Here is a 21,449-nt window from a genome sequence, read left to right on the forward strand (position 1 = left end):
GGAAATTCGTTCATAGAGCGACCACTCCCGTTCGGATCGTCGGGAGCGATGCTCGCAGCAGGTCGGCTCCTTTTCAAGTCGGTAACGCTCTTTTTATAGAAAACGCCTGAGATAAAATGCGTTACTTGTAAGTGAATCGTTACTAAAAGGGAACAGACCACGTTTTAAACTGCGTCAGTTCCTCATACATCCAAGCCGGGTCGAGATCCGCCCCGTTCGGCCAGGTGACGACACCCATTTGAAGACGCGCTTGCTTAAAGTAGCTCGGATCCTTGAGCGGTTCGTAGATGCCGCGGTCATGAGCCGAGGTGACCGCCGAGAGATCTGCGACGCCGCTGGTGCCATCTTGGAAGGTCACCGCCAGGCGATAGTCCGGCAATATCGACAATCCCTTCACGCGCCAAGGAGCGGCTGGAATCACTCCAATGGCGCGATCCGTCTCGGAAGCTGCTTCAATTGGCATAGTTTCCAATCCTCCATCAATTCTTCGCGGTGCTCGACGGCCCACTCGATTGTCAGGGCGAGCGCTCGCTTCGGCAGTCGTCCACCAATGACTTCGAGCGTGCGGATATCGATCAGCGCTTCATGCTCGGCGTAAAGGGCATGAAAATGCGGCGGTGCGTGCTCGCGCCAAAACATCTGGATCACGATTCCGAAGAATTGGCTGATGGTGGGCATCCAGTGATTTCAGCCTCCGTGTGCGAATCGATTTGTCGGCGATCCTAAGCCGGACGAGGTTTAGGGGCAAGCCCGGGTGAGCAGGGAGATTGACGTCTTGGCTCGTGGTTCTTCCGGGCTAGGCTCCGTGATTCCCGAGCCGCTCGAAGGGACCCGACGATGGTGACGAGTCTCACGAGCGCCGGTCCACGAGCGCTTCGACCAGCCGCAGGTCGTCCTCCACGGTCTCCTCGGCGACGACAAAACCGTGACCGAAGTGCTCCTTAAGCCGGTAATGGAACTCCTCGTAGCCAAGGCCGGCGAGGGCCGCGGCGGCGCCGAAGCTGATCTTGTGCGCTTGGTACAGACCGGCGGCGAGGAAGAAATCGCCGGCACCGTTCCCGAGGGGCTCCAGCACCGTGGCGAAGTCCGGATTGATGGTTGGTGTCGGCATGGTCGGGCCCCGGACTTGATTGGCTGAATCGGGTGATCGGTCTTGTCAAGTTTAGCGCAGAAGACGTGCCATCGTGGCTCGACGCCGTGGCTCTCCCGGATCTCATGCGAGGGAAACGGGGCCGGCTCAATTCGACAACGGCAAATCGCTTCTCGTCGCCCGCTTCTCCCCCCACGACAGCACAACCACAGTCAAAGCCGGCAGAAATGTAACGGTAACCGTCGCCGCACCCATCAACCCGAACAACACAATCACCCCCACACCGCGATAAAGCTCGGTGCCCTCCCCGGGCAGCAAGACCAGCGGCGACAGGCCGCAGATAGTGGTCAGGGTCGTCATAGCGATGGGACGCAGGCGGGTCTGGACCGCGTCCACCACGGCGTCCACCACCGACACGCCTTCCTGGCGGAGGTTTTGGCGGGCCTGATCCACGACCAGGATCGGATTGTTCACGACCGTCCCCATCAGGATGAGGAAGCCCAGCATGGTGATCATGTCGAAGGGCTGACTCAGGGGCATCAGGCCGATCGTCGGCAATAAGCTGCCGACCAGGTTCAGCAGCGCCAGCCCGACGATGCCGCCGGCGATGCCCAATGGAATGGCAGTCATGATCAGCAGCGGGAAGCCCCAATGCGCAAAGATCGCCACCAGCACCAGGTAGATGATGACCAGGGCAATCAGGAAGTTGCCGCTCAAGGCGTCGCGGGTGGCGTCGAGCTGGTCACTGGCCCCGGAGATCTCCACGCTGACGTCCGAGGACAGCTCCCCGCTGCTGCGCATGGCGCCCAGCAGATCCTCCTTCACGCGCTCGACTCCCGTTTCCAGAGGGACGTCGTCCGGCGGAATCACGTTCAGGGTGACGGTTCGGCGACCGTCCACCCGGCGCACCGTGCCGGCGTCCACGGCCTCCTCGATGGTGGCTAGGCCGGACAGCGGGAGGGTGGCGCCTCCGGGCGTGTGGATCATCACGTGTGGCAGCTCGTCCAGGCGAGGCTCCCGGCCCTGGCTGCCGTACAGGTAGATGTCGATCTTGTCGTCGTCGAGGAAGAAATCGTCGAGGTACGCCCCTTCGGTCAGGGCTGCGATAGTGAAGCCGATCGCCTCGGTGTCCAGACCCAGCTCGGCGACCCGATTCCAGTCCGGGCGCACCTGGATCGAGGGCTGGGCCAGAGACAGGGTGGGCGGTTGGGTCTGGATGCGCGGGTTGTCGAAGATCTCACGGGCGCGTTCGTAGGCGGCGTTGGCCGAGCGGTAGACCGACACGAGATCCGCACCGGAGATATCCAGGTTGATGCTGCGGGTCCCGCCGTCGTTGCTTGAGATGATGGAGCCCTTGGCCGCAAATGAACGCATGCCCGGAAACTGCTCGTAGAACCCGGTGATCTCGTCCATCAAGGGCTCGATGTGCAGCGGATCGATGGTTTCGGCGATGATGCGCACGTTGGTGGGCCGCACCTGCATGTTCAGGAAGGCGATCGGCGGCACCGAGACCTCGCCGGCGTCAAAGGCATCGCTCTCGGCCCCCACGTGCGGCAGAAAATGGCCTTCGATCTGTTTGGCGATGGCCTCCATCTCCGACAGGTTGTAGCCGGGTGGCGCGTTCATGGAGGCGAAGGTCTTCGGCTCTTCGCCCTCGGGCAGATATTCGGCGGGGGGTGTCAGCGTCAGGATGATCCAGAGGCTCAGCGCAACCGTGACCAGGATGGTCAGGCTCCGTCGCACGGCACTGCCGACCAGCCAGCGCACGCCACCCACGATGCCCCCGACCCAGCCCCCAGCCCAGCCGCCGGCCCGACCTTCGAATGGCGCGTTGCCAGATCCGTCCGCGGCCGTTTCGCGGACACCGAAGCCCATCCGTGCACTGAGCGTGGGAATCAGCGTGATCGCCACCAGCATGGAGGCCAGAATGGCGGCGGAGATCGCAATGGCCACATCGGAGTAAAGCTGTCCCGCTTCCTGCTCGATGAAGAGGATGGGCAGGAACACCAGGATGGTGGTCATGGTGGATGCGAGCACTGCCGGCCAGACCTCCTGGACGCCCTTGAGTGCGGAATCGAACCGATTCAGCCCCAGACGGCGGTGGCGCTCGATGTTCTCCAGCACCACGATGCTGTTGTCCACGGTCATCCCGATGGCGAACGCGATGCCGGCCAACGAGATGACGTTGATGGTGCGCCCGGCGAGCAGCAGGCCCATGAATGCCGCGATGGTGCACAATGGGATGCCGATTACCGCGACCAGCGTGGCCCGCGACGAGCGCAGGAACAGAAACAGCACCAGGGACGCAAACACCGCACCGATCGCCAGATTGTTGCGGACGTTGGCCACCGATGCCTCCACATAGCGGGCATCGTCCGAGGTCAACTCAAGCCGCAGCCCGGCGGGCTCCAACACCTCGCGATTGATGGCGTCGACTTCCTTCAACATGGCCCGCTTGATGTCGATGACGTTGGAGCCGCTCTCCCGCCTGACCTGCAACCCCAGCACCCGCTGGCCGTTGACGAACGACAGGGCGCGAATCCGGGAGTGGTCCTGACGCACGCTGGCTACATCCGAGAGTCTGACAACGCTGTCGCCGGTGCGCGAGACCACCAACTGCTCCAGCTCCTCGAGATCTTCGAACCGTCCCAGGGTGCGCAGCAGGTAGGAGCGCTTGCCCGAATCGATCTCGCCGCCGGACACATCGCGATTCCGTGCCGTGATGGCGTCCCGCAGGTCCAGGAGGCTCAGTCCGCGCTGGGCCAGTTTCAGCTCGTCGACAGTGATCTGGATCTGGCGCTCGGCACCGCCGCCGACGGTGACCTCGGACACCCCCGGCACGCTCTCCATGCGCGGCCGAACCCGGTCTTCGACAAAGTCCCGCATCAGGTCGATGTCCAGCTCGCGGGGGTTGCCTATCAGGGTGGAGATCCGGAAGTACATGAAGGCGTTGGCGGAGAAGGACGCCGCGACGATGCGGGGCTCGTCCACGTTGCGGGGGTAATCGGACACCTGACTGAGGGCGTTGTTGATCTGGATCAGGGCCTCGGTGATATCCACACCGAACGGGAATTCCAGCTCGATCTCCGATGCGCCGAAGGACGCGGACGAGATCATTCGGGTCAGATTGGGGACATTGCGCAGGTAGCGCTCCTGCTCGATGAGGATCTCCTTTTCGATGTCTTGCGGGGTCGCGCCGGGCCACCGGGTCTCCACCGTCACCGTGCGGGTTTCCAGATCGGGGATCATCTGGACCGGAATGCGCAGGGCCGCGGCAGTGCCCAGGATCGCCAGGATCAGGGTGATCACGGCCACCAGGGTGCCGTGCCGGATGATGCGGGAGAACATCAGCGCGCCGTCCGCTCGGAGATGCGCACCTTCATGCCGTCATCCAGGGATTCATTGCCTCGAACGACGACCTGCTCATGGCCTTGCAAGCCGTCGACAATGACGACCCGATCGTGGAAGCCGATGCCGGTGGTCACGCGTTTCTCCCGGACCGCGAAAAGCCCCCCATCGGTCGGCTCGGCAATCCAGACGCTGACACGACCGTCCGGGTAGCGGTTGATCGCATCGCGGGACACCGTCAACCCTGTCCCCCCGACGGAGACCCGCAGCACCGCATCGACGGCCATGCCCGGCAGGGCGGCAAAGCCGTCGGGCGCAATCGCGCGCAGCAGGAAGGTTCTGGATTGCGATTCGCCGACCGGGACCAAGGCATCGATCTCGGCCGTGATGGGGTTGCCTTCGGGACCGGCGCCGTCGATCAGCAACTCCGAGCCTTCATCGATCCGGCGGTAGGCCTCCTGGGGCACCTGAAAATCCAGCCGCAGATTGTCGGTGTCCACGAGCGTCAGCAAGGCGTCTCCCGGCGTGACCCACTCGCCCAGTTCGCTGGAACGATCGCTGACGACACCGTCGAACGGCGCCTCCACGCGATGTCGGCGCAACACCACCTGCCGGTGTGCTTCGGCGGCCTGCAGACGGGCGACCGCGGCCTCTGCGGCGGCAACATCGGTCTCCCGGGTGCTGACTTCGGTCTCGGCAATGTTCCCGCGCCCCACCGACCGGGCCTCCTCCAGCCTGCGACGGGCCTCCTCCAGCCGCGCCCGGGCCTCGTCGGTTTCGGCACGGGCCCCGGCCAGCTCGAACAGCGCCTGCTCATCGTCCAGCCCGATCAGCAGGTCGCCTTGACTGACCTTCGCGCCCGTGTCGACCGCGACCTTGTTCACCAGGCCGGCAACCGCCGTGGACAAACGGGAGCTGCGCAGCGCGTTCACGGTTCCGGTGAGTCGGACCTCCTCGACGATCTCGGTGGTTTCAACATTCGCCAGTTGCACACCGGGCGGCTCTTGACCCCACGCGGGCGTCGTCAGCGCGCAGATCAGGAAGACCTGCAGGCAATGGCGCCAAGGGTGGTGACGCATTCAGTGTCCTCTCGTTTTCATCGGGATCAAGGCGATGTCTTCGGCCTCGTGACGCTGTACCGAGATACCGAATGTCAGGACGCGGGTCGCCAAACAGGAAGGATATCGGTCTGCGAGAAATCCTCACCTTTGAACAGCAGCGGAAGTCCGCGGACCTTGGCAAGCGCGTAACTGAATAGGTCGCCGTAGTTCAAGCCGGCCGCGTGCCCACTGCCCCGACCGTAGGCGACAAAGGCCGCGAACGCGGCTTGCAGCTCGGCCTTGCCCGGCGCCACCAGCTCGAACATCGGCAGGCGCAGCAGATCATCCAACAGCACGACCGCGCGCTCGCCCCGTCGGCCATGCACGACCATGCGGGCTTCCAACGCGGTCGGGGTACTGATCAGTGCGCGCGGCGCTTTCTGGATGATGTCGACAAATGCCTCGCGTTCCGGCTCCCCGAAGACGATCGCCACGAGCGCCGAGGTGTCGATGACGATCATTCGGGGAGTCCTGCCTCATCCCAAGGGAGAGGATCGAAGGCGTCCGCTCGGTCCGGGATGCGATCGAGCTGCGCCAGCAGCGCACGCATGCAGGCGGCTGGCTCGGCGGCGCCATCGAGCTCTCGCAGCAATTGATCGACCGCGCGCTCCACGGCAGCCGTCTTACTCAAACCGGTCACTCGGGCGAGCCGCTCGACCTTGCCGACGACGGCGGGATTGGCGATTTGCAGAGGCATGGAGAGACGCTCGATATTGAAATCAACACCGTCAATATAGGCATGCCTGCCGGTCATCGCAAACGGCCCGCCGATTCGGCCTTCAATCGGCTCCGGGGACCGGTCTAGCTCGGCTTTATCCTCTCGCCGAGCCCGACAGCATGACCCGTCTACCCGGGCGGACATGCCGACGGAGCCGCACTCGGAGAGTTGGAGGACGGGCTGGAATGTCACTGAGACGGAGCCGCCGGCGCCGGCTTTGATCGACACCGAAGGCGGACCCGTTCGGGATGGTTCCTCGCGCCGCTACATACTCCCCGAGCGCAGAAGCACTTGTCCCGTCGCCCCGACCATGGCCTCCATGCCACCGCTGAGCGAGATGCTCAGCGCTCCTCGCACGGCGGCGTAAAGAGTCCCAAGCCGCGCGGGCGGGCGGCACTGCCGTTCGCGCCGAAGTCACGCGCGACTGCCGAGAGCACTGTCGGCTCCTGCACGGGTCGCGCTTGATGCGGCTGTCCCGGCATGGTCTCCACCTCGATCGTCTGGGTCGGAAATGCGAATTCCACGCCCAATCGATCCGCGAGCCGCATGATCTCGAGGAACACGCGTTGCCTCTCGACAAGCTCCGCGGACCAGTCCGGGACCTGCAGGAAAAAGTACAACAGGACATCGAGCCCGTGAGGGCCAAAGTCGTGCATGACGACGTGAAAGTAGTCTTTGCGTGTAGCCGGGTTGGCCTTGATGATCTCTTTGATACCCTCGAGAAAGGCCTCGATCCGCTCCGGCCCGGTGTCGTAGCGAATATTCAGCTTCGTCGTGACACGGCGATAGGTCCGCTCGCCCATGTTGTCGATCGCCGCATTCACCGTGACCGAATTGGGCACCGACAGCAGCGAATCGTAAAAGGTACGAATCCGGGTGCTGCGAAAGCCGATGTCTTCGACCGTTCCTTCGTTGTCGTTCATCTTGATCCAGTCGCCGATCCGGAAGGGTCGATCGAGCATGATCGCCAACGAGCCGAGGAGATTCGCCAGCGTCTCGCGAGCGGCCAGGGCGACCGCCAGACCGCCGACGCCGAGGCCGGTAATGACCGAATACGCAGGCAGGCCGATGCGCTGCGCCCCGTCCACCACTAATGCAGCGATCGCGACGAACGCCAATAGCTTGAACCCGAGCCGGAGAAGTTGGCTGTCGATGCCCCGTGGACGCAAGTGCCGCGAGCGAATCACGACCTCCGGGATCTGTGTCAGGATCAAGACCGCGAGCCAGCCAAGCAGCGTGTATTCCAGGATCACGAAGAACTGCTTGTCCAGGATCAGCATGTGGCCGGTGAAGTTGACGATCTCGTTGATGAAATACTTCACACCCTGCACCAGGACGACCCCGAACAAGAGGGCCAGGATGGCCCCCCTTCGCGAGATCTGATGTTGCTCTCGACGGCGCTTATCGGCTCGCCGTCCGGCGCGATAGCCGGCCACGCCCAAAGCAAAACCAGCCATGAGCACAACGACCGCGGCGATCCATTGCCACGCCGTCTGCCCCAAGACCTGTCGCCCAAGCCAAGCCGGCAGGCCCGCGTTCCAGGACAGGCTCAAACCGGGTCCCGGGGTGAGGCTGTAGGCGTCGTAGAGTCCGGGCGTTGCCTCTGCACGATACGGCAGATCGGAGACCCGTTCGAAAAACGACTCTGCGCGCTCCACCGTCAAGGGGCTGAACAGCCACTCGCCGGTCCGAGTCCCTTCCTGGACCTGTGCGATGGTGATCTCGGTGTAGGGGATGCGCCATTTCAAGATCTCGTCGATTTCCACGCGCCTGGCGTCCGGGATCTCCTCGTAGGGCGGCAAACCCACGCGGTCGATGGTCTCCTTGAGCAGCAGAGCCGCCTCGAGGCCGATGTCCGCGGCAAACTCCGCCGGCACACCGCTCAGATCAAGGGTACGCCAAGCGCGGCGCAGCGGCTCGAGGGTCTCTTCCCGCGATTTCCCTGGATCCTCTGCGATCTTGTAGGCTTCCTCAAGGTTGACGATCAAGCTCCGCGCAGTCGCCTGCGGACTGGAGGTATCCGGCGGGCGAAGCGGATTGGCCAAGGGCTCGATCGCTCGAGGCGCGGCGAAGAGCGGCGCAGCCGCTAGCCACAGCAGAATCAGGGAGACCGTCATCGGAACCGGGATCCTCGAGCGACGGAAAAGCCTCCGGAAGCAAACGCACATAGAAGGTGCCAGAGTGACCAATGCTTCGGGGCAGAATACAGGTAATCGCCCGACGAAGATAAAAACGGCATCCGTCGCCGCTCCACGGCCTCGTCGTTCCGCCCCGCGACATACCGCGGCATCCTCCCGGTCCTTTCAGACCCCGCCGGGGCACGCAGCATCGAACATTTCCCGCTGCGCGCACTCGCCCGCTCCGGGCGGCACCTCCGTCGCAAACCATGACGCTCATCAATTCGCGCAACCCGCGCCGCGTCTACACTCAAACACGTCCTTGCGATTTCATGGAGAACGTCCCCGACGATGGACACCGACAGCGCTCAAATCAGCGACACCACCCATCACGGCGGTCGCAGCACGCGCAGCAAGGTCGTCCGGGCCGCCGGACCCGAAGCAGCCAAGGACGAGGCCGAGTGCCCAGCCGGTCGCTATCAGGTCGGACGCGTCGTCGGCATCGGCAAACGCTGATCCCCACCATCGAGAACGGACGCTCATGGCCAGAATCATTCCCTCCGACATCAGCCCCTTGGCGCTCGCGGGCGCGCATTCGGGAGAATTGGAGACCCTGGCGCTGCTCGAGGCGCAACTCGGCCCCGACTATGCCGTGTTCCACAGTGTCCATTGGAGCTTCAGCCAAGGCCAGGTCACCCGATTCGGCGAGATCGACTTCATCCTGGTCAACCGCGCGGGCGCCGTGCTCTGCATCGAGCAGAAGAACGGTGTCCTGAGCGAAACGCCGGACGGCCTGGTCAAGGTCTACGGTCAGCGTCGAAAGTTGGTCGGTGCGCAGATTCACCGCGCGCTGGACCAGGTCCGCGACAAGTTTCAGTGGCAGCACGGGAGCGCGTCGCCGCTCGACCTCGACTATCTGCTCTACTGCCCCGACTACCGCGTCCGCAATCTCAACGCGGCCGGCCTGGACCAAAGTCGCATCCTCGATGCCGCCGCCACCGACGGACTGGCCCGGCGGATCGAACGGATCCTCGGCCCCGGCGAACCCGATCCCGCCCGACGCACCTTGGTCGAAGACTTCTTCTGCCAGACCTTCGAGGTCGTCCCGCAGATCCACCTCTACCGACGGGCCCAAGAGCAACACTTCGTGCGCCACGGCGGCGGCCTCGCCGAACTGGTCCGCACCCTGGAGATGACGCCGTTTCGGGTACGCGTCTCCGGCACCGGCGGCTGCGGCAAGAGTCTGCTGGCCGGCGTGTTCGCCCGTGATCAGGTCAAGCAGGGTCGGCGTGTCCTTATGATCTGCTTCAACCGACCGCTCGCCGATCGCCTGCAAAGCCTGCTGCCCGAGGTCCACGCCCGAACCTTCTACGGCTTTTGCGACCAGTTCCTGCGCGCACGCGGCGAGCCGCTGGACTACAAGGGCATGAACCAACCCGGCTTCTGGAGCACCATGCAGGACCGCGTCCTCTCCGCCCCGATCCCGGACGCTTGGCGCTTCGATGTGCTCATCCTCGACGAGGGCCAAGATTTCGAGGCCGATTGGCTGGAGATCCTCAAGCTCTTCCTCACCGAGGACGCCCGCATCCTCTGGCTCGACGATCCGAATCAAAACCTGCTCGGCAAACCGCCGGTCGATCTCCCGGGCTTCGTGCGCCTGCACTCGCGCCACAACTACCGCTCCCCCTACGGCATCGCCCGCTTCATGCGCAGCCATCTGCCCTTCGACTTCGAGCCTGCCAACCCCCTGCCCGGGCTGGGTGTGGGCGTGCACCCCTATCGCGATGCCGACGATCAAGCCAAGCACCTGGACGCGGTCGTCGGCAACTTGATCGGCCTCGGCTTCGCACCCGACGAGATCGTCATCCTCTCGCTGCGCGGCGTCGACCAGTCGCCGCTCTGGAAACACGACCGCATCGGGCGCCACACCATCCGCCGCTTCACCGGAACCTACCAACCCGACGGCGTCCAGATCTGGACCGACGGCGACATCACACTCGACAGCCTCTACCGATTCAAAGGCCAGGACGCCCCGGCGATCATCCTGACCGATGTCGAGGATCAGAAGGACCCGGAACGCCTCGACCGATTGCTCTATTGCGGGATGGGGCGGGCGACGGTGCGGGTGGATGTGTTGGTGAAGGGGGAGAGTGGGATTGGGAAGCGGTTGGGGGGCACGTGATGGTATTGCGCTCGATCAAAGCCTACCGAGCGGGGAAACCAACGACTCTAAACAGACAGGGAGCCGAGGATCGGACCGCATTGTGAGCAGAGTCAGCGGGATCGCCCCCGCAAACCGCATACGGTCGTGGCCATGGGGAATGCAAAGCGACAAGAGCGACTGCTTTAGATCCATTGAAACCGACCCCTAAACTGCGCAAACAAAAAGCCAATGAATTACCTGCGACACCCGTAAAAACACTAACCATAGCAATCAGAAAACTGACTTTTCGACGCACCGTTCGACCGATAACAACGTCCTTAAAGGCAGGAACATACATACAATATTTCGCCTCTTTAGTTGTTATCTTGAACCCCCTATGACAATTTAAAAACCAGCGGAGTTTAGCGTGAACGAATATCAGAAACTTAGCGACACAATTAACAATATTGCCGAAGAAGCAAGCAGGGCAAGCATTAAAAACTATCTTAAACGCTTTAAGGAAACTGGTCATTTCGATAAATTTGAAGAACGGTTTGCAGATTTCAAGCAAGACGTTCAACGCGCGGCTGAAGAATGTGACCGGGCAATCAATAGCCCAGTCTACGTTGGCGTTGTCGGGCATTACTCCCACGGAAAGTCTAGCCTTTTAAACGCTCTATTATCCCCACCTAAAAGCCGAGAGTTGCTACCCACCGGCGATAGCGTAGTGACTGCAATGTGTACTTTAGTTGGCTTTAAGGATGACCGCCAGGGTCATGAATTCCATGAGGTGAAATACGACGGCATTGAGTCACCAATTCCAGCAGAAGAATACCAAAGCAAAGTCTCAGGTAAGCGACCGAGCTCTTTGCAAGGCGTTCATCATTTTCGGATCAAGCTCAATACATCCGAACTCAATCCCGGCGTCTTCCAGTCGATGGCGGAAAAAAATATCGAGTTACTTGACACGCCCGGACTAGGAGGGCCTTACTGGAAAGATGAGCAAGCACTACAGAGTTGGATCAAGGAGTTTATGCTGCTTATCGTGGCTGTAAAAGCTGACGCCATCAATAAACGCGTTGCCGATTCCGTTAATCCATTTTTGAAATACTCTACACGACCTATCATTCCAGTCGTTACATTCTGGGACCTATGGCAACAATCTGACGCATACAAGGGAATCAGCACAGAGGAAGATGCACGCCAGAAAGCCCGTGAAGACTTGATAAAGTATTTCCCCGCGATGTCGGATGCAGTTGAGGAAGGAAGGGTTACTTTCGTTTCGGCGAAAAACTATCGAGACCAGACCAATCCGTATGAAACGAATGCACGTGAATTTTATACGGAAGACTGGAATATCGACAATGTCAGGACTACGCTCACTAACTATATTAGCAGCAAAGTCATCGTTCTACAGTCGATGCGTTCGGAGCAGTCCGACCTAGAGCTCAATCGGAAAAGACGCGTTATCGAAGGGTGCAGCAACCTCTGCTCCACCTACAACAGCCTTAACTATACGTTGAAGTCGGAGCTAGAGGCGACAAGACCAAAAGCAGCATACGAAGAAGAACTAGAAGAGGCATTTCAGAGAATTCAGGATGAACTAACTCGCGAGTATGATCGCATCATAGATAAAGCCGCTGAGACTGTCGAGGATCGCGTTGCTGCAATATCAACGACCGGAAACTTGAGTCAACAATTGAACGAGATCACAAAGGACGTCAATATAGAGACACATCGCCTAATTAAGGAAACTCTCCCCGATCGCCTTGACCGCACCCTTGAGCGCAGCGTGAAAAGAAGTATTACACGCTTCCTAGACAATGATTACCCCATTGAAAAATCCAAAATCAAACGCATGAAGCAGCTGGTCAATGACGCTTGCCGAGATCTCACCGAGGACCTTTGTAAGCCTACATCACAGAGTCCATTTAACCCTCCGCAGGGTGTAACTGATCTTGCAAAAAACGTAAGCAGCGCTTTGTTCGATGGCCTGAAAACCCTATTTACGACAAACCTGCCTTTGGCATTGTTAATACTTGCAGCGATCTTTATACTACCCGCAATAACTGGCTGGCTCAGCGGCATTTGGTTAGTCGGAGATAAACTTGCGACTGGCGTCCAGTATCTGCAATACTTTATCTTTGCAGCCGGCGTATTCACACTTTTCGCTATTAGTTGGAGCAATGTAAAACGTGCCCGAGAGATCACCGCAATGCAAGTAAAAGAAAAGGCGCGTAAACAAAATCGGCGGGCCGATATTAGTGACCGCATCAAGCCCGATGTCGATGCCAAGCTCAAGACCTTTGAGAATGACATTCGGGAAATACTTGAAAATGAGATTAAACCACTAATTCAGTCCGGTGATGACATTTCTGAGGATCTCGATCGTTTGTTTTCGGACATAGGATCTCAGATTCGAATTATCGAAAAGGAGTGCAGCTCGATGGCTAGAGGTATCCGCTGATGAGACCATTAAGAGGACTCTCTGATCATTACAATCGAGCTGCGGTCATATTGGCTAAAACCTTGCCTCAGCCAAGTCTTAGCGACGACCCCCTGATGCAATTGCTTCAGGCATTGGAGTCAGTCGAAACGGGCTCGCTTGCGCAGGATCTCGATCCACTACGAAGCTTTATCCGCTCGACCGAAAAGATTCTCGATAGTGAGTATCGATCCATTGCGAGTCGGTCAAATACGAGCTTCAGGGATCTTTGGCTTCCAATCGTTCTTCTTGGGAAAAGTTGGGCTTTGGCCGCACGATCTTTATTAGGCATTCCAGCAGATTCTTGGCAACATGTAGACAGGGTCGAATCTATCATTTTCACACCGGTCACCCAGCGCGAAGATCCACGTTTGCGCGTCAGGCTATACAATGAGGTTAATTGTATACAAAGGAATGACTATCGAGAGTTCGAAAATTGCATAAAAATCCCTTTCGGCCTTCGTACAACATACAAAACGAAAGAAGCGAGGATAGGATTTTTAGACCAGAAGAGTCGAATCATCGAAACAGAAAAGGATGATGCTGAACGCATGCTTCGCGGCGACTTCCCGACTTGGCTTACTCTGCTTTTGAAGTGGGACGCGGTCGAGCAGATTGAGCTAAACTACCGACATGAAATCGGCGAAGATATTTGCAAACAAATCACTTCGATCGTAGCAATTCCGGATTGCCCAAGTTCCGTACGAGCTACTGCGGAGAGCGCTGAAACCTTCCTTGATAATTGCTTCGGCTGGCTCGGTTTATCGGACTCGCGAGCCAGAATCCCTGCGTCAGCCCTAATCATACTTACTAATGGCGGGGAGGAATGGTATCAACTCCTTGAAGCATACAGCCGACGGATAAGAGCGCTCCTGTATGAAGAGTGCAGCTTTCGCTCCAATTACGGTGAAGCGATTGACGCGGAAACAAACACCCCTCTGTTCTTTTCACTCATACAAAGGCATCTGATCTTTCCCCCTGGGGCTGACATTCGATTAGAGAATGAATTCAACGCACTTGGAACGCTTTTCGATTTCGGAAGCGACGGTGAAAAAGGTGTTATACAAGAGAGATTTACATGGCCCAGCACCAGTGATTTAGCTGACCTGATAAGGCACAGGATCGGCAACGTATCATTTTTGGTTGATGCGGGGGAGTCGCTTAAGCAGCATTGCGATTACCTATTAAAAAAGGCAGACTCGCTGGATCTATCTTCGACCGACCAAACAGAACAAGATTACTCTACGGAGTGGGAGCGTGAGGTTGCGGGATCGGCGCAATCGCCTACAATTACTCCAAATCCTACGACTGGAGACATTTTTGATCGTCTTACGGACCGACTTGCGGATTTGATCGCCAAGTCCACTCCGGAGGCTTTTGATCAGTCTTTCTCACAGGCTCAGAAAGTCGCAAACCGAGGGGTTATGCCTAGCCGCGAGAGCATGGAGCGTTCATTAAGCATGATGACCATGCTGACATCTTGCGTGTTTAGGGCAATTTTAGGCGTGTTTTCGCGCAATCTTGATATCGGCTTAGAAGTAATTCGACTTCTCAACGAACAAGGCACATATTCACCGAAGGGCACTGGCTTTCATAGCTTTAATGATGGATTTGAGGGAGACGATTTGTTTAAAGCGATGTCCATCCTATTACGCTCTGCGGTCCATGAAGAGTCTCTTAATGACCGAATTACCGCGTTCGCAGCTGCATTGTATGTTTTAGATGTTAATGGGGTCGTTCCTGAACGCGGACCGGATGGGACGTTCGACGATGAGTATTGTGCTGCAACTGCGCTTGTAGCACTTGAGGAACGGGGTTTAGTCATTCCCGAGGAAGTGTCAGCGTGGGCATTTGATTGCAAAGCGAACATCGATGCACTACTTAGCGCCGAAAAGCAAAATCAGATTAACGCAATCATGTCAAAGCATTCACTGTTTTTGCAAAATCTGAAATAGGCTGAAAAAAGTAAAAAAAAGGGGTCACCATTTAGCTGACCTCGATCAAAGGCACAACGTATTTCCTCGCACCCAAGCACGCTCGTGTCGGTCGGGAAGTGCAACATCGGTACCGCCAACGCGCCCGCGGTTCTCGTTGACAGGTCGCGGATTGACTCCGATCCGCGCCAGTCACCCTAAAAAGGGGTCAGGTTCAGTCGATCCAGATCGGCAACTCCTGCTGCTCGGCCTCTCCCAAGGCTCGGCCGCTTCCGTTTTGCGCGGGCGTTCCCGCTGGCGCAGTCCTCGACGTTGTCCGGCCACAGCTTCGATCTCGGCGCTAAACCGTACGTTTCCGATCGGTTGGTCTTGGTTCAGAACCATGCATCGATCGGCCCCTATCGAGTTGAGGTTCCGCGCGAGCCTCGGGCCTGGGACAGGGCACGCCTGCCGGCAAGATGGATGGGTGGCGCCGGCAACCGCGGGTGCGGGCGTCATGCCGCACGACCGCCCGAGCCGACCGAGCGCAATCAGGGGGACGGTTGTCGGGATGACGATCGAGGCCGAAACGGGTCTTTGTCGTTGCGTGGTCTGGCTGTCCGGGATTATAAACCGCCGGCTTTCGTTTCTTTTTTCTTCACCACAGAGAATCACGGCATGCACCTGTTCTACAAACTGGCAACCGCGGCCACCGTCACGCTGGCACTCGCCGGAGCGCGCGGCGTCATGGCTGCGGAGACCGTGCCCCAAGCGGCGGCAACGGCAGCTCCGCCGGCGGCTGAATCTTCGGCCACATCCGGCGACCCCGCGGATGTCGTCGTGACGATCAACGGCGTGGGCATGACGCGCGCCGAGCTGGACCGCAACGTCGGCGCCCTCTTGGCCCAAAGTCGGTCGGCTGCGCCGCTCGACCCCGCCATGCGCGAACGCATCGAGGAGACCGCGCGGGAGAACATGATCCGCTCGGAGCTTCTGTATCAGCTCGCGAAGGATGAGACGGTCGCCGATCTCGACGAGCAGACCGATGCGCAGCTCGCTGAAATCAGGTCGCGTTTTGCCAGCGAGGAGGAATGGGAGACGACGCTCGCCCAGAAAGGCGTGACCCCGGATGCGTTGCGCGAAATCCTTAAACAGGGAATCTTGATCGATGCCTTCATCGAGAACGAGGTGGCGTCGAAGATCGAGATCACAGACGCACAGCTGAAGGCCTTCTACGACGAGAATGCCGACGCATTCAAGAAGCCGGAATCCATCCGTGCCAGCCATATCCTGATCGGCGTGGATTCCAACGCTACGCCCGAGGAGAAGGAGAAGGCGAAGCAGAAGGCCGAGGGGTTACTGAAACAGGTGCAGTCCGGTGAAGACTTTGCCGAGCTGGCCAAGACGGAATCGACCTGCCCGAGCGCGCCTCAAGGGGGCGATCTGGGCGAGTTCGGACGCGGTCAAATGGTCGCGCCCTTTGAAGAGGCGGCCTTCAGCCTGGAACCGGGTGATGTCAGCGAGGTGGTGGAGACCCAGTTTGGGTATCACATCATCAAGTCGACGGGCAAGAACGCGGCCGGAGCCGTGCCCTTCGAGGACATGAAGGCACAAATCGAGAAGCAGCTGAGGGCGCAAGAGCTGCAAATGCAGGTCCTCGCCAAGGTCGATGCATTCAGGCAGACGTCCGTAATCACGTTCCCGGAGCAGGTTCAGTAAACCTCCCCGGCAACGCCAGCACTCATCCAGGATGAGACGCGCGGATTCCCCCGGCAGAGCCGGGGGTGATCCGGTGTTTGGAGCCTTAGGTCACCGCAACGGGCTCTCGACGTTGCGCGGTCATCGCATGCAGGACGCATTGCTCGCGCGGCAGAGCTTCCCCCAGCCGTGCCCGATAGACGCGATCGTCCTGTGCATCGAAGGGCCGTGCTCGTAACGCGGGCCACTGCGATGACTTTGCGCTGGGTGGAGAAGCGGGAGCGCAGTCCACCAGCGTCGGCGCGGGGTTCGGTGGACTTCGCTCTCGCTCGTCCACCCTACCGGCTCGTCTTAATGAACGGCGTGAATCGAGGGAAGAGGCGCTGGGGTTGCGTGACCGCGGTGCGCGACGTGCAACGGCTCGCCTTCAAGATGGAGTCGGAGGCGTCTGGGCATGGGGGCAGGCTTGGCGGAAAATGCAGCTGACCGCTGCCGCTGTACTTTTTCTGTCATCTTAAAACGAGGCAGCTCCGAGGATCGTTGATTCTGCCGGGGCCGTCTCATTCCAAAACATCGTATAACGCGCCGAGCAAGGTTGAGGATATCTCGGCATTTTCAGCTGAACCACCCTTGGGTTGATTCGTCCCGTGCGCGAATCTTCTCGGACAGTCGGGCGCAGCGCCGATCCTTCAGCGGACCGGACGGCAGCGCGGCGGCGAGCGCTAAGGCACGGTCAAGATCGTGGGTGCGGTGCTCGTGGTACTTCGCCAGTGCCGTGCACGCATCGGCATCGCCTTCAGCAGCCAGTTGCTCCCAAATTGCAAGAGCCTGCTCCCAGTCGCCACGTCGACGATGCAGACGCGCCAAATCCAGCAAGCCGGCCGAATCCAGGTGGCGGCACCCGGACCGGAGTAGATCGAAAGCGCGATCGGATCGACCCTGCGCATGATGGTAGGCGGCCACGGCACGGATGTCGGCATCGAACGCACCCGGATCGTCGAACACCTCGCCCAGACGCGGGATCAAGGTCGCCAGCGAGAGCAGATCCCAGCGGTTGTGACGCAGCACGCCGGCCAAAGGGGTCGTCTCGCCCGTGCGCAACCAGGCGAGCCAGGCCGCCGGGGCCTCGGAGCCCGGCAAATCATCCTTGCGCTTGAACCCCAAGAGGCGCTGCTCCACGCTCGCGAGTCGGCAATCGGGCCAGACGCGGCCGTAGGCTCGGCGCACCGGCTTCAACAGATCCAGATGCGGCAGCGTCGGAAGCGGATCGGCTTGACCGCAGAGGCGAAACCGCGTGGTGAGCAGCGGGATGTCGAAGGACAGGCCGTTGTAGCTAACGAGAAGCCCGGCGCCACTGAGTTCGGCGGCGATGGCTTCAAGATAAGCCGGCTCGGCATCGAGGCGCGTCAGGAGGTATTGGCGCAGGGTCCATCCGTCGGCTTGTGCGCGCAGCAGACCGGTCATAAAGGCCCAGGTCCCCGTGCCGCCGGCCAGGCCGCTGGTCTCGGTATCGAGACAGACCGGGGCGGCTGCTGCCGGAACCGACCGCCCTCGTTCGAGCTCGGGCTCGAGGCGCGACGGCGGACTCACCCAGCCCGGATCGATCGACGCCTCCCACATGGCACCATCGAAGGGTCCGATCGAGACCTGACCGTGCCGCTGTCGCGCGGGGATCCGCCGCTCAAGACAGAGCACGCCGGGCGCGATCTCGACCGCGCCGACCGCTTCGGCCAACCGGTCGGCCCCCGGTTCACCCGCGCCACCGGCCCGGGCCTGCCCGACCGACACCCGACGAATCCGCTCGGCCAGCGAGGGTCTGTCGGTCGGCGACGACGGGGCGCTGCCCTGTCCGTCCGGGCCAGGACCCGCTCCGCGCAAGCGTTGAAGGCGGTCTTTGAGTGTCATTCCGGGCGATCATTCCGCGACGGCGGAGAGGTCGGGTGCTCGCGGCGTCACCCGAGCGACCGATGCGCTCACCCCCCTGCCCCGCTCAGGAGATCGAGCACCTTCAAGGCGGCTTGCCGTGGCGTCACGGCAAGCTCTTCGTCGCCGCGCAAGACCGGCCCGACACAAGCGGGACAGCCGGCGGTGCAGCCGCAAGCGGCGACCAGATCACGGGCGTCGGCAACCAACAGGGACGCGTCGTCGTAGAGCGGTGCCGAGAGTCCGACGCCGCCCGGATAGTTGTCGTAGAGGAAGAGCGTCGGCTCGAAGCGCTGGCCGGACATCGGGTCCAGGGGCGCGTTGTCCGGTCCGCGCATCTGACCGCGACCCTCGGCGCCCACGATGGCGAACCAGGTGCCCTGCCCGTCTCCGACCGAGCGGCCGAGATCGTGGATCTCGGCCATCGAGCGCAGCGCGGCGACGTGGTGCAGCGCATAGGCGGCGCCGAGAAAGCCGTCGATCGCCTGCTGACGGTCCGGCAGCGCGGCCTCCAACGCGCTCGGCTCGACCTGCCACCAGACCGCGGTGGTGTGCATCTCCTGATCCGGCAGGTCGATGTTGCCGTATCCGATGTTGTCGTGGCTGTAGTAGCGGATCTTCTTGTAGCCAGGATAGCGCCTGACGAGATGGACCTCGCCTTGCGCCGTCGCGCCTTGGCCTTGGGCGCGGCCGTCGAAGCGGGCGAGAATCTTGAGCCGGGTGTAGTCGATGGCGTCGGTGTAATAGTCGGCGCGGGTGCGGGTGACGAACGCCTTGCGGCCGGTCCAGTCCAGACGCTCCACCTGATAGGGCTGGGACTGGATCATGTAGATGGCCCCCTCGTAGAGCGTGCCCGGCGCGCTGCTGTAGTCGACCTCGGCAATGACCGTCTGGGAACCGCCGGTGGTGTCGATCACCACGAAGTTGCCCTCCGCGACCGAGCGGAGCGACACCGCGTTGGCGGGATAGCTGTCGGCGACCCAGAACCAGCGGTCACCCTGGTGCTGCAGGACACCCTCGTCGCGCAGATAGCTCAGCATCTCGCCGAGATCCTCCGCGCCGAAGGACTCGCCGTCGCGAAACGGCAGCTCGAAGGCGGCGCAGCGCACGTGGTCCATGAGGATCAAGAGCTGATCCGGATGGATGCGCGCGTGCTCCGGCGAGGCGCCGAAAAAGAACTCGGGGTGGCGCATCATGTATTGATCGAGCGCGTCGCTGGTCGCCACCATCACGCCCAGGCTGGGTTTGAGCCGCCGCCCTGCCCGCCCGAGCCGCTGCCAGGTCGCGGCCACTGTCCCCGGATAGCCGTTCAGGATGGCGACATCCAGGGCGCCGATGTCGACCCCGAGCTCCAACGCCGAGGTGCTGACCACCAGATCCACGGCGCCGGCGCGCATGGTCTGCTCGGCACGGCGGCGCTCGCTCGGCAGATAACCGCCGCGATAGGCCAGGACGCGCGGCGGCTTGCGCGGGTCGCGGTCGAAGACGTCCTTCAGGTATTTGGTGATGACCTCGACCATGAGGCGCGAGCGGGCGAAGACGATGCTTTTCAGCCCCAGCTTGGCCGCCGTGCGCGCGATCCGCGTGGTCTGGGAGCGGGCCGAGGCGCGGATCCCGAGATCCGGGTTGATGACCGGCGGGTTCCAGAGCAGGAGATAACGCTCGCCCTGCGGTGCGCCCGACTCGGCGATGGCCGCGACCGGTGCACCGCAGAGACGCTCGGCCAGCTCGGCGGGATTGGCGATGGTCGCCGAGGCGAAGATGAAGGTCGGCTCCACGCCGTAGAAACGACAGACCCGGAGCAACCGTCGAAAGACGTTGGCGACATGCGAGCCGAACACACCGCGATAGGTGTGCAGCTCGTCCACGACGATGAAGGCCAGCCCCTCGAAGAACTGCGCCCATTTGGTGTGATGCGGTAGGATCGCCTGGTGGAGCATGTCCGGATTGCTCAGCACGATGTCGCCGCGCGTGCGCACCGCCTTGCGGGCATCGCCGGGGGTATCGCCGTCGAAGGTGAATGCCTTCACGCCCGGCCCGCCGGCGGCTTGGATGGCACGGCTCAGGTCCATCAGCTCGGCGGCCTGATCCTGCGCGAGCGCCTTGGTCGGAAAGAGATAGAGCGCCTTGCGGCCTTGCGCGAGCACGGCATCGAGCACCGGCAGGTTGTAGCAGAGTGTCTTGCCGGAGGCGGTCGGCGTAGCGACCACGAAATGCCGCTTGGCGCGGGCGAGATCCCAGGCCTCGCGTTGATGGCTGTAGAGCTGCGCGCGACCGCCGGCCCGCAGCGCCTCGGCAAGCGGCGGCGCAAGATCGTCCGGAAGATCGAGCCAGCGCGCGGGACGCGCGGCCTGAGTCGACTCGCCGGCGATCCGCCCCCGATAGCCCTTGAGCAGATGGGCCTTCAGGCGCGTGACGGGTTGCGCCTCGCTCGGTGCCGTCTCGATGATCGTCTCTTCGCGGGCAGCGCGGGTCAGTGGATACGAAAGAGGCACGCTGTCGATTCCGCTCACTGGGGATTGGCTGATCTGATGAGTCGGCCCTCTTCGTAAGGCCGACCCGTAAGGTGGCGAGCGAGAGCGTAGGGTGGACGAGCGGGAGCGAAGTCCACCGGTTCACGCGCCGGCGCTGGTGGACTGCGCTGCGCTTGTCCACCCTACAGCGCTTGTCCACCCTACGGCGCTTGTCCACCCTACGGCGTTTGTCCACCCTACAGCGCTTGTCCGCCCTGCGGCGCTGATGGGATAGGCCGGGGTCTGCAACGAACCCCGATCATCCCCCGGACATCCGGATCCTGCAACCTCGCCGGTCCGGTTGATATGGCTGCACGCGCGCCGGGTTTATGGCCAGCCCGGAAAACCCTATACTGCCGATAGATTAAGCGCTCGACGAGCCCCTAACCAAGAGGACACCC

Annotated in this window: 15 protein-coding genes; 5 read left to right on the top strand and 10 right to left on the bottom strand. The window is 61.1% G+C overall.

Annotated features, from left to right (window positions below; translation table 11 throughout):
* Positions 1–142 precede the first annotated feature (142 nt).
* The 8 genes from THIMADRAFT_RS21590 to THIMADRAFT_RS21625 form a co-directional block, all read right to left on the bottom strand.
* Positions 143–463, bottom strand: a complete 321-nt coding sequence (locus THIMADRAFT_RS21590) for a DUF2442 domain-containing protein (RefSeq protein WP_007195246.1) — start codon at positions 461–463, stop codon at positions 143–145.
* On the bottom strand, positions 418–678 hold the full coding sequence (locus THIMADRAFT_RS21595) for a DUF4160 domain-containing protein (protein WP_007195247.1): 261 nt from the start codon (positions 676–678) through the stop codon (positions 418–420). Before THIMADRAFT_RS21595 ends, THIMADRAFT_RS21590 begins: the two co-directional genes overlap by 46 nt.
* A 172-nt stretch (positions 679–850) precedes the next feature.
* Positions 851–1,111, bottom strand: coding sequence for a UPF0175 family protein (locus THIMADRAFT_RS21600; protein WP_007195248.1), 261 nt, complete (start codon positions 1,109–1,111; stop codon positions 851–853).
* Between the two features lie 126 nt (positions 1,112–1,237).
* Entirely contained in the window at positions 1,238–4,438 is a 3,201-nt protein-coding gene (locus THIMADRAFT_RS21605; RefSeq protein WP_007195249.1) for an efflux RND transporter permease subunit, read from the bottom strand.
* Positions 4,438–5,517, bottom strand: a complete 1,080-nt coding sequence (locus THIMADRAFT_RS21610; RefSeq protein WP_007195250.1) for an efflux RND transporter periplasmic adaptor subunit — start codon at positions 5,515–5,517, stop codon at positions 4,438–4,440. The genes THIMADRAFT_RS21605 and THIMADRAFT_RS21610 overlap by 1 nt, the downstream gene beginning before the upstream one ends.
* Before the next feature lie 74 nt (positions 5,518–5,591).
* Entirely contained in the window at positions 5,592–5,999 is a 408-nt protein-coding gene (locus THIMADRAFT_RS21615) for a type II toxin-antitoxin system VapC family toxin (protein ID WP_007195251.1), read from the bottom strand.
* Positions 5,996–6,235: a type II toxin-antitoxin system VapB family antitoxin gene (locus THIMADRAFT_RS21620; protein WP_040733693.1), complete on the bottom strand. Its 240-nt coding sequence runs from the start codon at positions 6,233–6,235 to the stop codon at positions 5,996–5,998. The genes THIMADRAFT_RS21615 and THIMADRAFT_RS21620 overlap by 4 nt, the downstream gene beginning before the upstream one ends.
* A gap of 362 nt (positions 6,236–6,597) precedes the next feature.
* Positions 6,598–8,373, bottom strand: coding sequence for a mechanosensitive ion channel family protein (locus THIMADRAFT_RS21625; RefSeq protein WP_007195253.1), 1,776 nt, complete (start codon positions 8,371–8,373; stop codon positions 6,598–6,600).
* Between the two features lie 351 nt (positions 8,374–8,724).
* Here THIMADRAFT_RS21625 and THIMADRAFT_RS27200 point away from each other — a divergent pair, with 351 nt between their 5' ends.
* The 5 genes from THIMADRAFT_RS27200 to THIMADRAFT_RS21645 all read left to right on the top strand — a co-directional run bounded on the left by THIMADRAFT_RS27200 (position 8,725) and on the right by THIMADRAFT_RS21645 (position 16,633).
* On the top strand, positions 8,725–8,889 hold the full coding sequence (locus THIMADRAFT_RS27200; protein ID WP_007195254.1) for a hypothetical protein: 165 nt from the start codon (positions 8,725–8,727) through the stop codon (positions 8,887–8,889).
* Between the two features lie 25 nt (positions 8,890–8,914).
* Entirely contained in the window at positions 8,915–10,555 is a 1,641-nt protein-coding gene (locus THIMADRAFT_RS21630) for an NERD domain-containing protein (protein ID WP_007195255.1), read from the top strand.
* Positions 10,556–10,943: 388 nt separating this feature from the next.
* Positions 10,944–12,983, top strand: a complete 2,040-nt coding sequence (locus THIMADRAFT_RS21635) for a dynamin family protein (RefSeq protein WP_007195256.1) — start codon at positions 10,944–10,946, stop codon at positions 12,981–12,983.
* 95 nt (positions 12,984–13,078) lie between these two features.
* On the top strand, positions 13,079–14,956 hold the full coding sequence (locus tag THIMADRAFT_RS21640) for a hypothetical protein (protein WP_139052949.1): 1,878 nt from the start codon (positions 13,079–13,081) through the stop codon (positions 14,954–14,956).
* 636 nt (positions 14,957–15,592) lie between these two features.
* Entirely contained in the window at positions 15,593–16,633 is a 1,041-nt protein-coding gene (locus THIMADRAFT_RS21645; protein ID WP_007195258.1) for a peptidylprolyl isomerase, read from the top strand.
* Positions 16,634–17,227: 594 nt separating this feature from the next.
* Here the strand turns inward: THIMADRAFT_RS21645 and THIMADRAFT_RS21655 are convergent.
* Both THIMADRAFT_RS21655 and THIMADRAFT_RS21660 read right to left on the bottom strand, forming a co-directional pair.
* Positions 17,228–18,517, bottom strand: a complete 1,290-nt coding sequence (locus THIMADRAFT_RS21655; RefSeq protein WP_007195259.1) for a ribonuclease H-like domain-containing protein — start codon at positions 18,515–18,517, stop codon at positions 17,228–17,230.
* Between the two features lie 68 nt (positions 18,518–18,585).
* The gene (locus tag THIMADRAFT_RS21660) at positions 18,586–21,012 is read right to left on the bottom strand and encodes a DEAD/DEAH box helicase (protein WP_040733711.1); all 2,427 of its coding nucleotides are present in this window, start codon (positions 21,010–21,012) and stop codon (positions 18,586–18,588) included.
* Between the last annotated feature and the right edge of the window lie 437 nt (positions 21,013–21,449).

The organism is Thiocapsa marina 5811 (assembly GCF_000223985.1).
GTDB lineage: Bacteria > Pseudomonadota > Gammaproteobacteria > Chromatiales > Chromatiaceae > Thiocapsa > Thiocapsa marina.

What these genes read in the sequence shown, in the direction of transcription:
- THIMADRAFT_RS21590 (WP_007195246.1), bottom strand. Translation starts at nt 463, where the DNA reads ATGCCAATTGAAGCAGCTTCCGAGACGGATCGCGCCATTGGAGTGATT.
- THIMADRAFT_RS21610 (WP_007195250.1), bottom strand. Translation starts at nt 5,517, where the DNA reads ATGCGTCACCACCCTTGGCGCCATTGCCTGCAGGTCTTCCTGATCTGC.
- THIMADRAFT_RS21600 (WP_007195248.1), bottom strand. Translation starts at nt 1,111, where the DNA reads ATGCCGACACCAACCATCAATCCGGACTTCGCCACGGTGCTGGAGCCC.
- THIMADRAFT_RS21625 (WP_007195253.1), bottom strand. Translation starts at nt 8,373, where the DNA reads ATGACGGTCTCCCTGATTCTGCTGTGGCTAGCGGCTGCGCCGCTCTTC.
- THIMADRAFT_RS21645 (WP_007195258.1), top strand. Translation starts at nt 15,593, where the DNA reads ATGCACCTGTTCTACAAACTGGCAACCGCGGCCACCGTCACGCTGGCA.
- THIMADRAFT_RS27200 (WP_007195254.1), top strand. Translation starts at nt 8,725, where the DNA reads ATGGACACCGACAGCGCTCAAATCAGCGACACCACCCATCACGGCGGT.
- THIMADRAFT_RS21615 (WP_007195251.1), bottom strand. Translation starts at nt 5,999, where the DNA reads ATGATCGTCATCGACACCTCGGCGCTCGTGGCGATCGTCTTCGGGGAG.
- THIMADRAFT_RS21630 (WP_007195255.1), top strand. Translation starts at nt 8,915, where the DNA reads ATGGCCAGAATCATTCCCTCCGACATCAGCCCCTTGGCGCTCGCGGGC.
- THIMADRAFT_RS21620 (WP_040733693.1), bottom strand. Translation starts at nt 6,235, where the DNA reads ATGCCTCTGCAAATCGCCAATCCCGCCGTCGTCGGCAAGGTCGAGCGG.
- THIMADRAFT_RS21595 (WP_007195247.1), bottom strand. Translation starts at nt 678, where the DNA reads ATGCCCACCATCAGCCAATTCTTCGGAATCGTGATCCAGATGTTTTGG.
- THIMADRAFT_RS21605 (WP_007195249.1), bottom strand. Translation starts at nt 4,438, where the DNA reads ATGTTCTCCCGCATCATCCGGCACGGCACCCTGGTGGCCGTGATCACC.
- THIMADRAFT_RS21655 (WP_007195259.1), bottom strand. Translation starts at nt 18,517, where the DNA reads ATGACACTCAAAGACCGCCTTCAACGCTTGCGCGGAGCGGGTCCTGGC.
- THIMADRAFT_RS21640 (WP_139052949.1), top strand. Translation starts at nt 13,079, where the DNA reads ATGCAATTGCTTCAGGCATTGGAGTCAGTCGAAACGGGCTCGCTTGCG.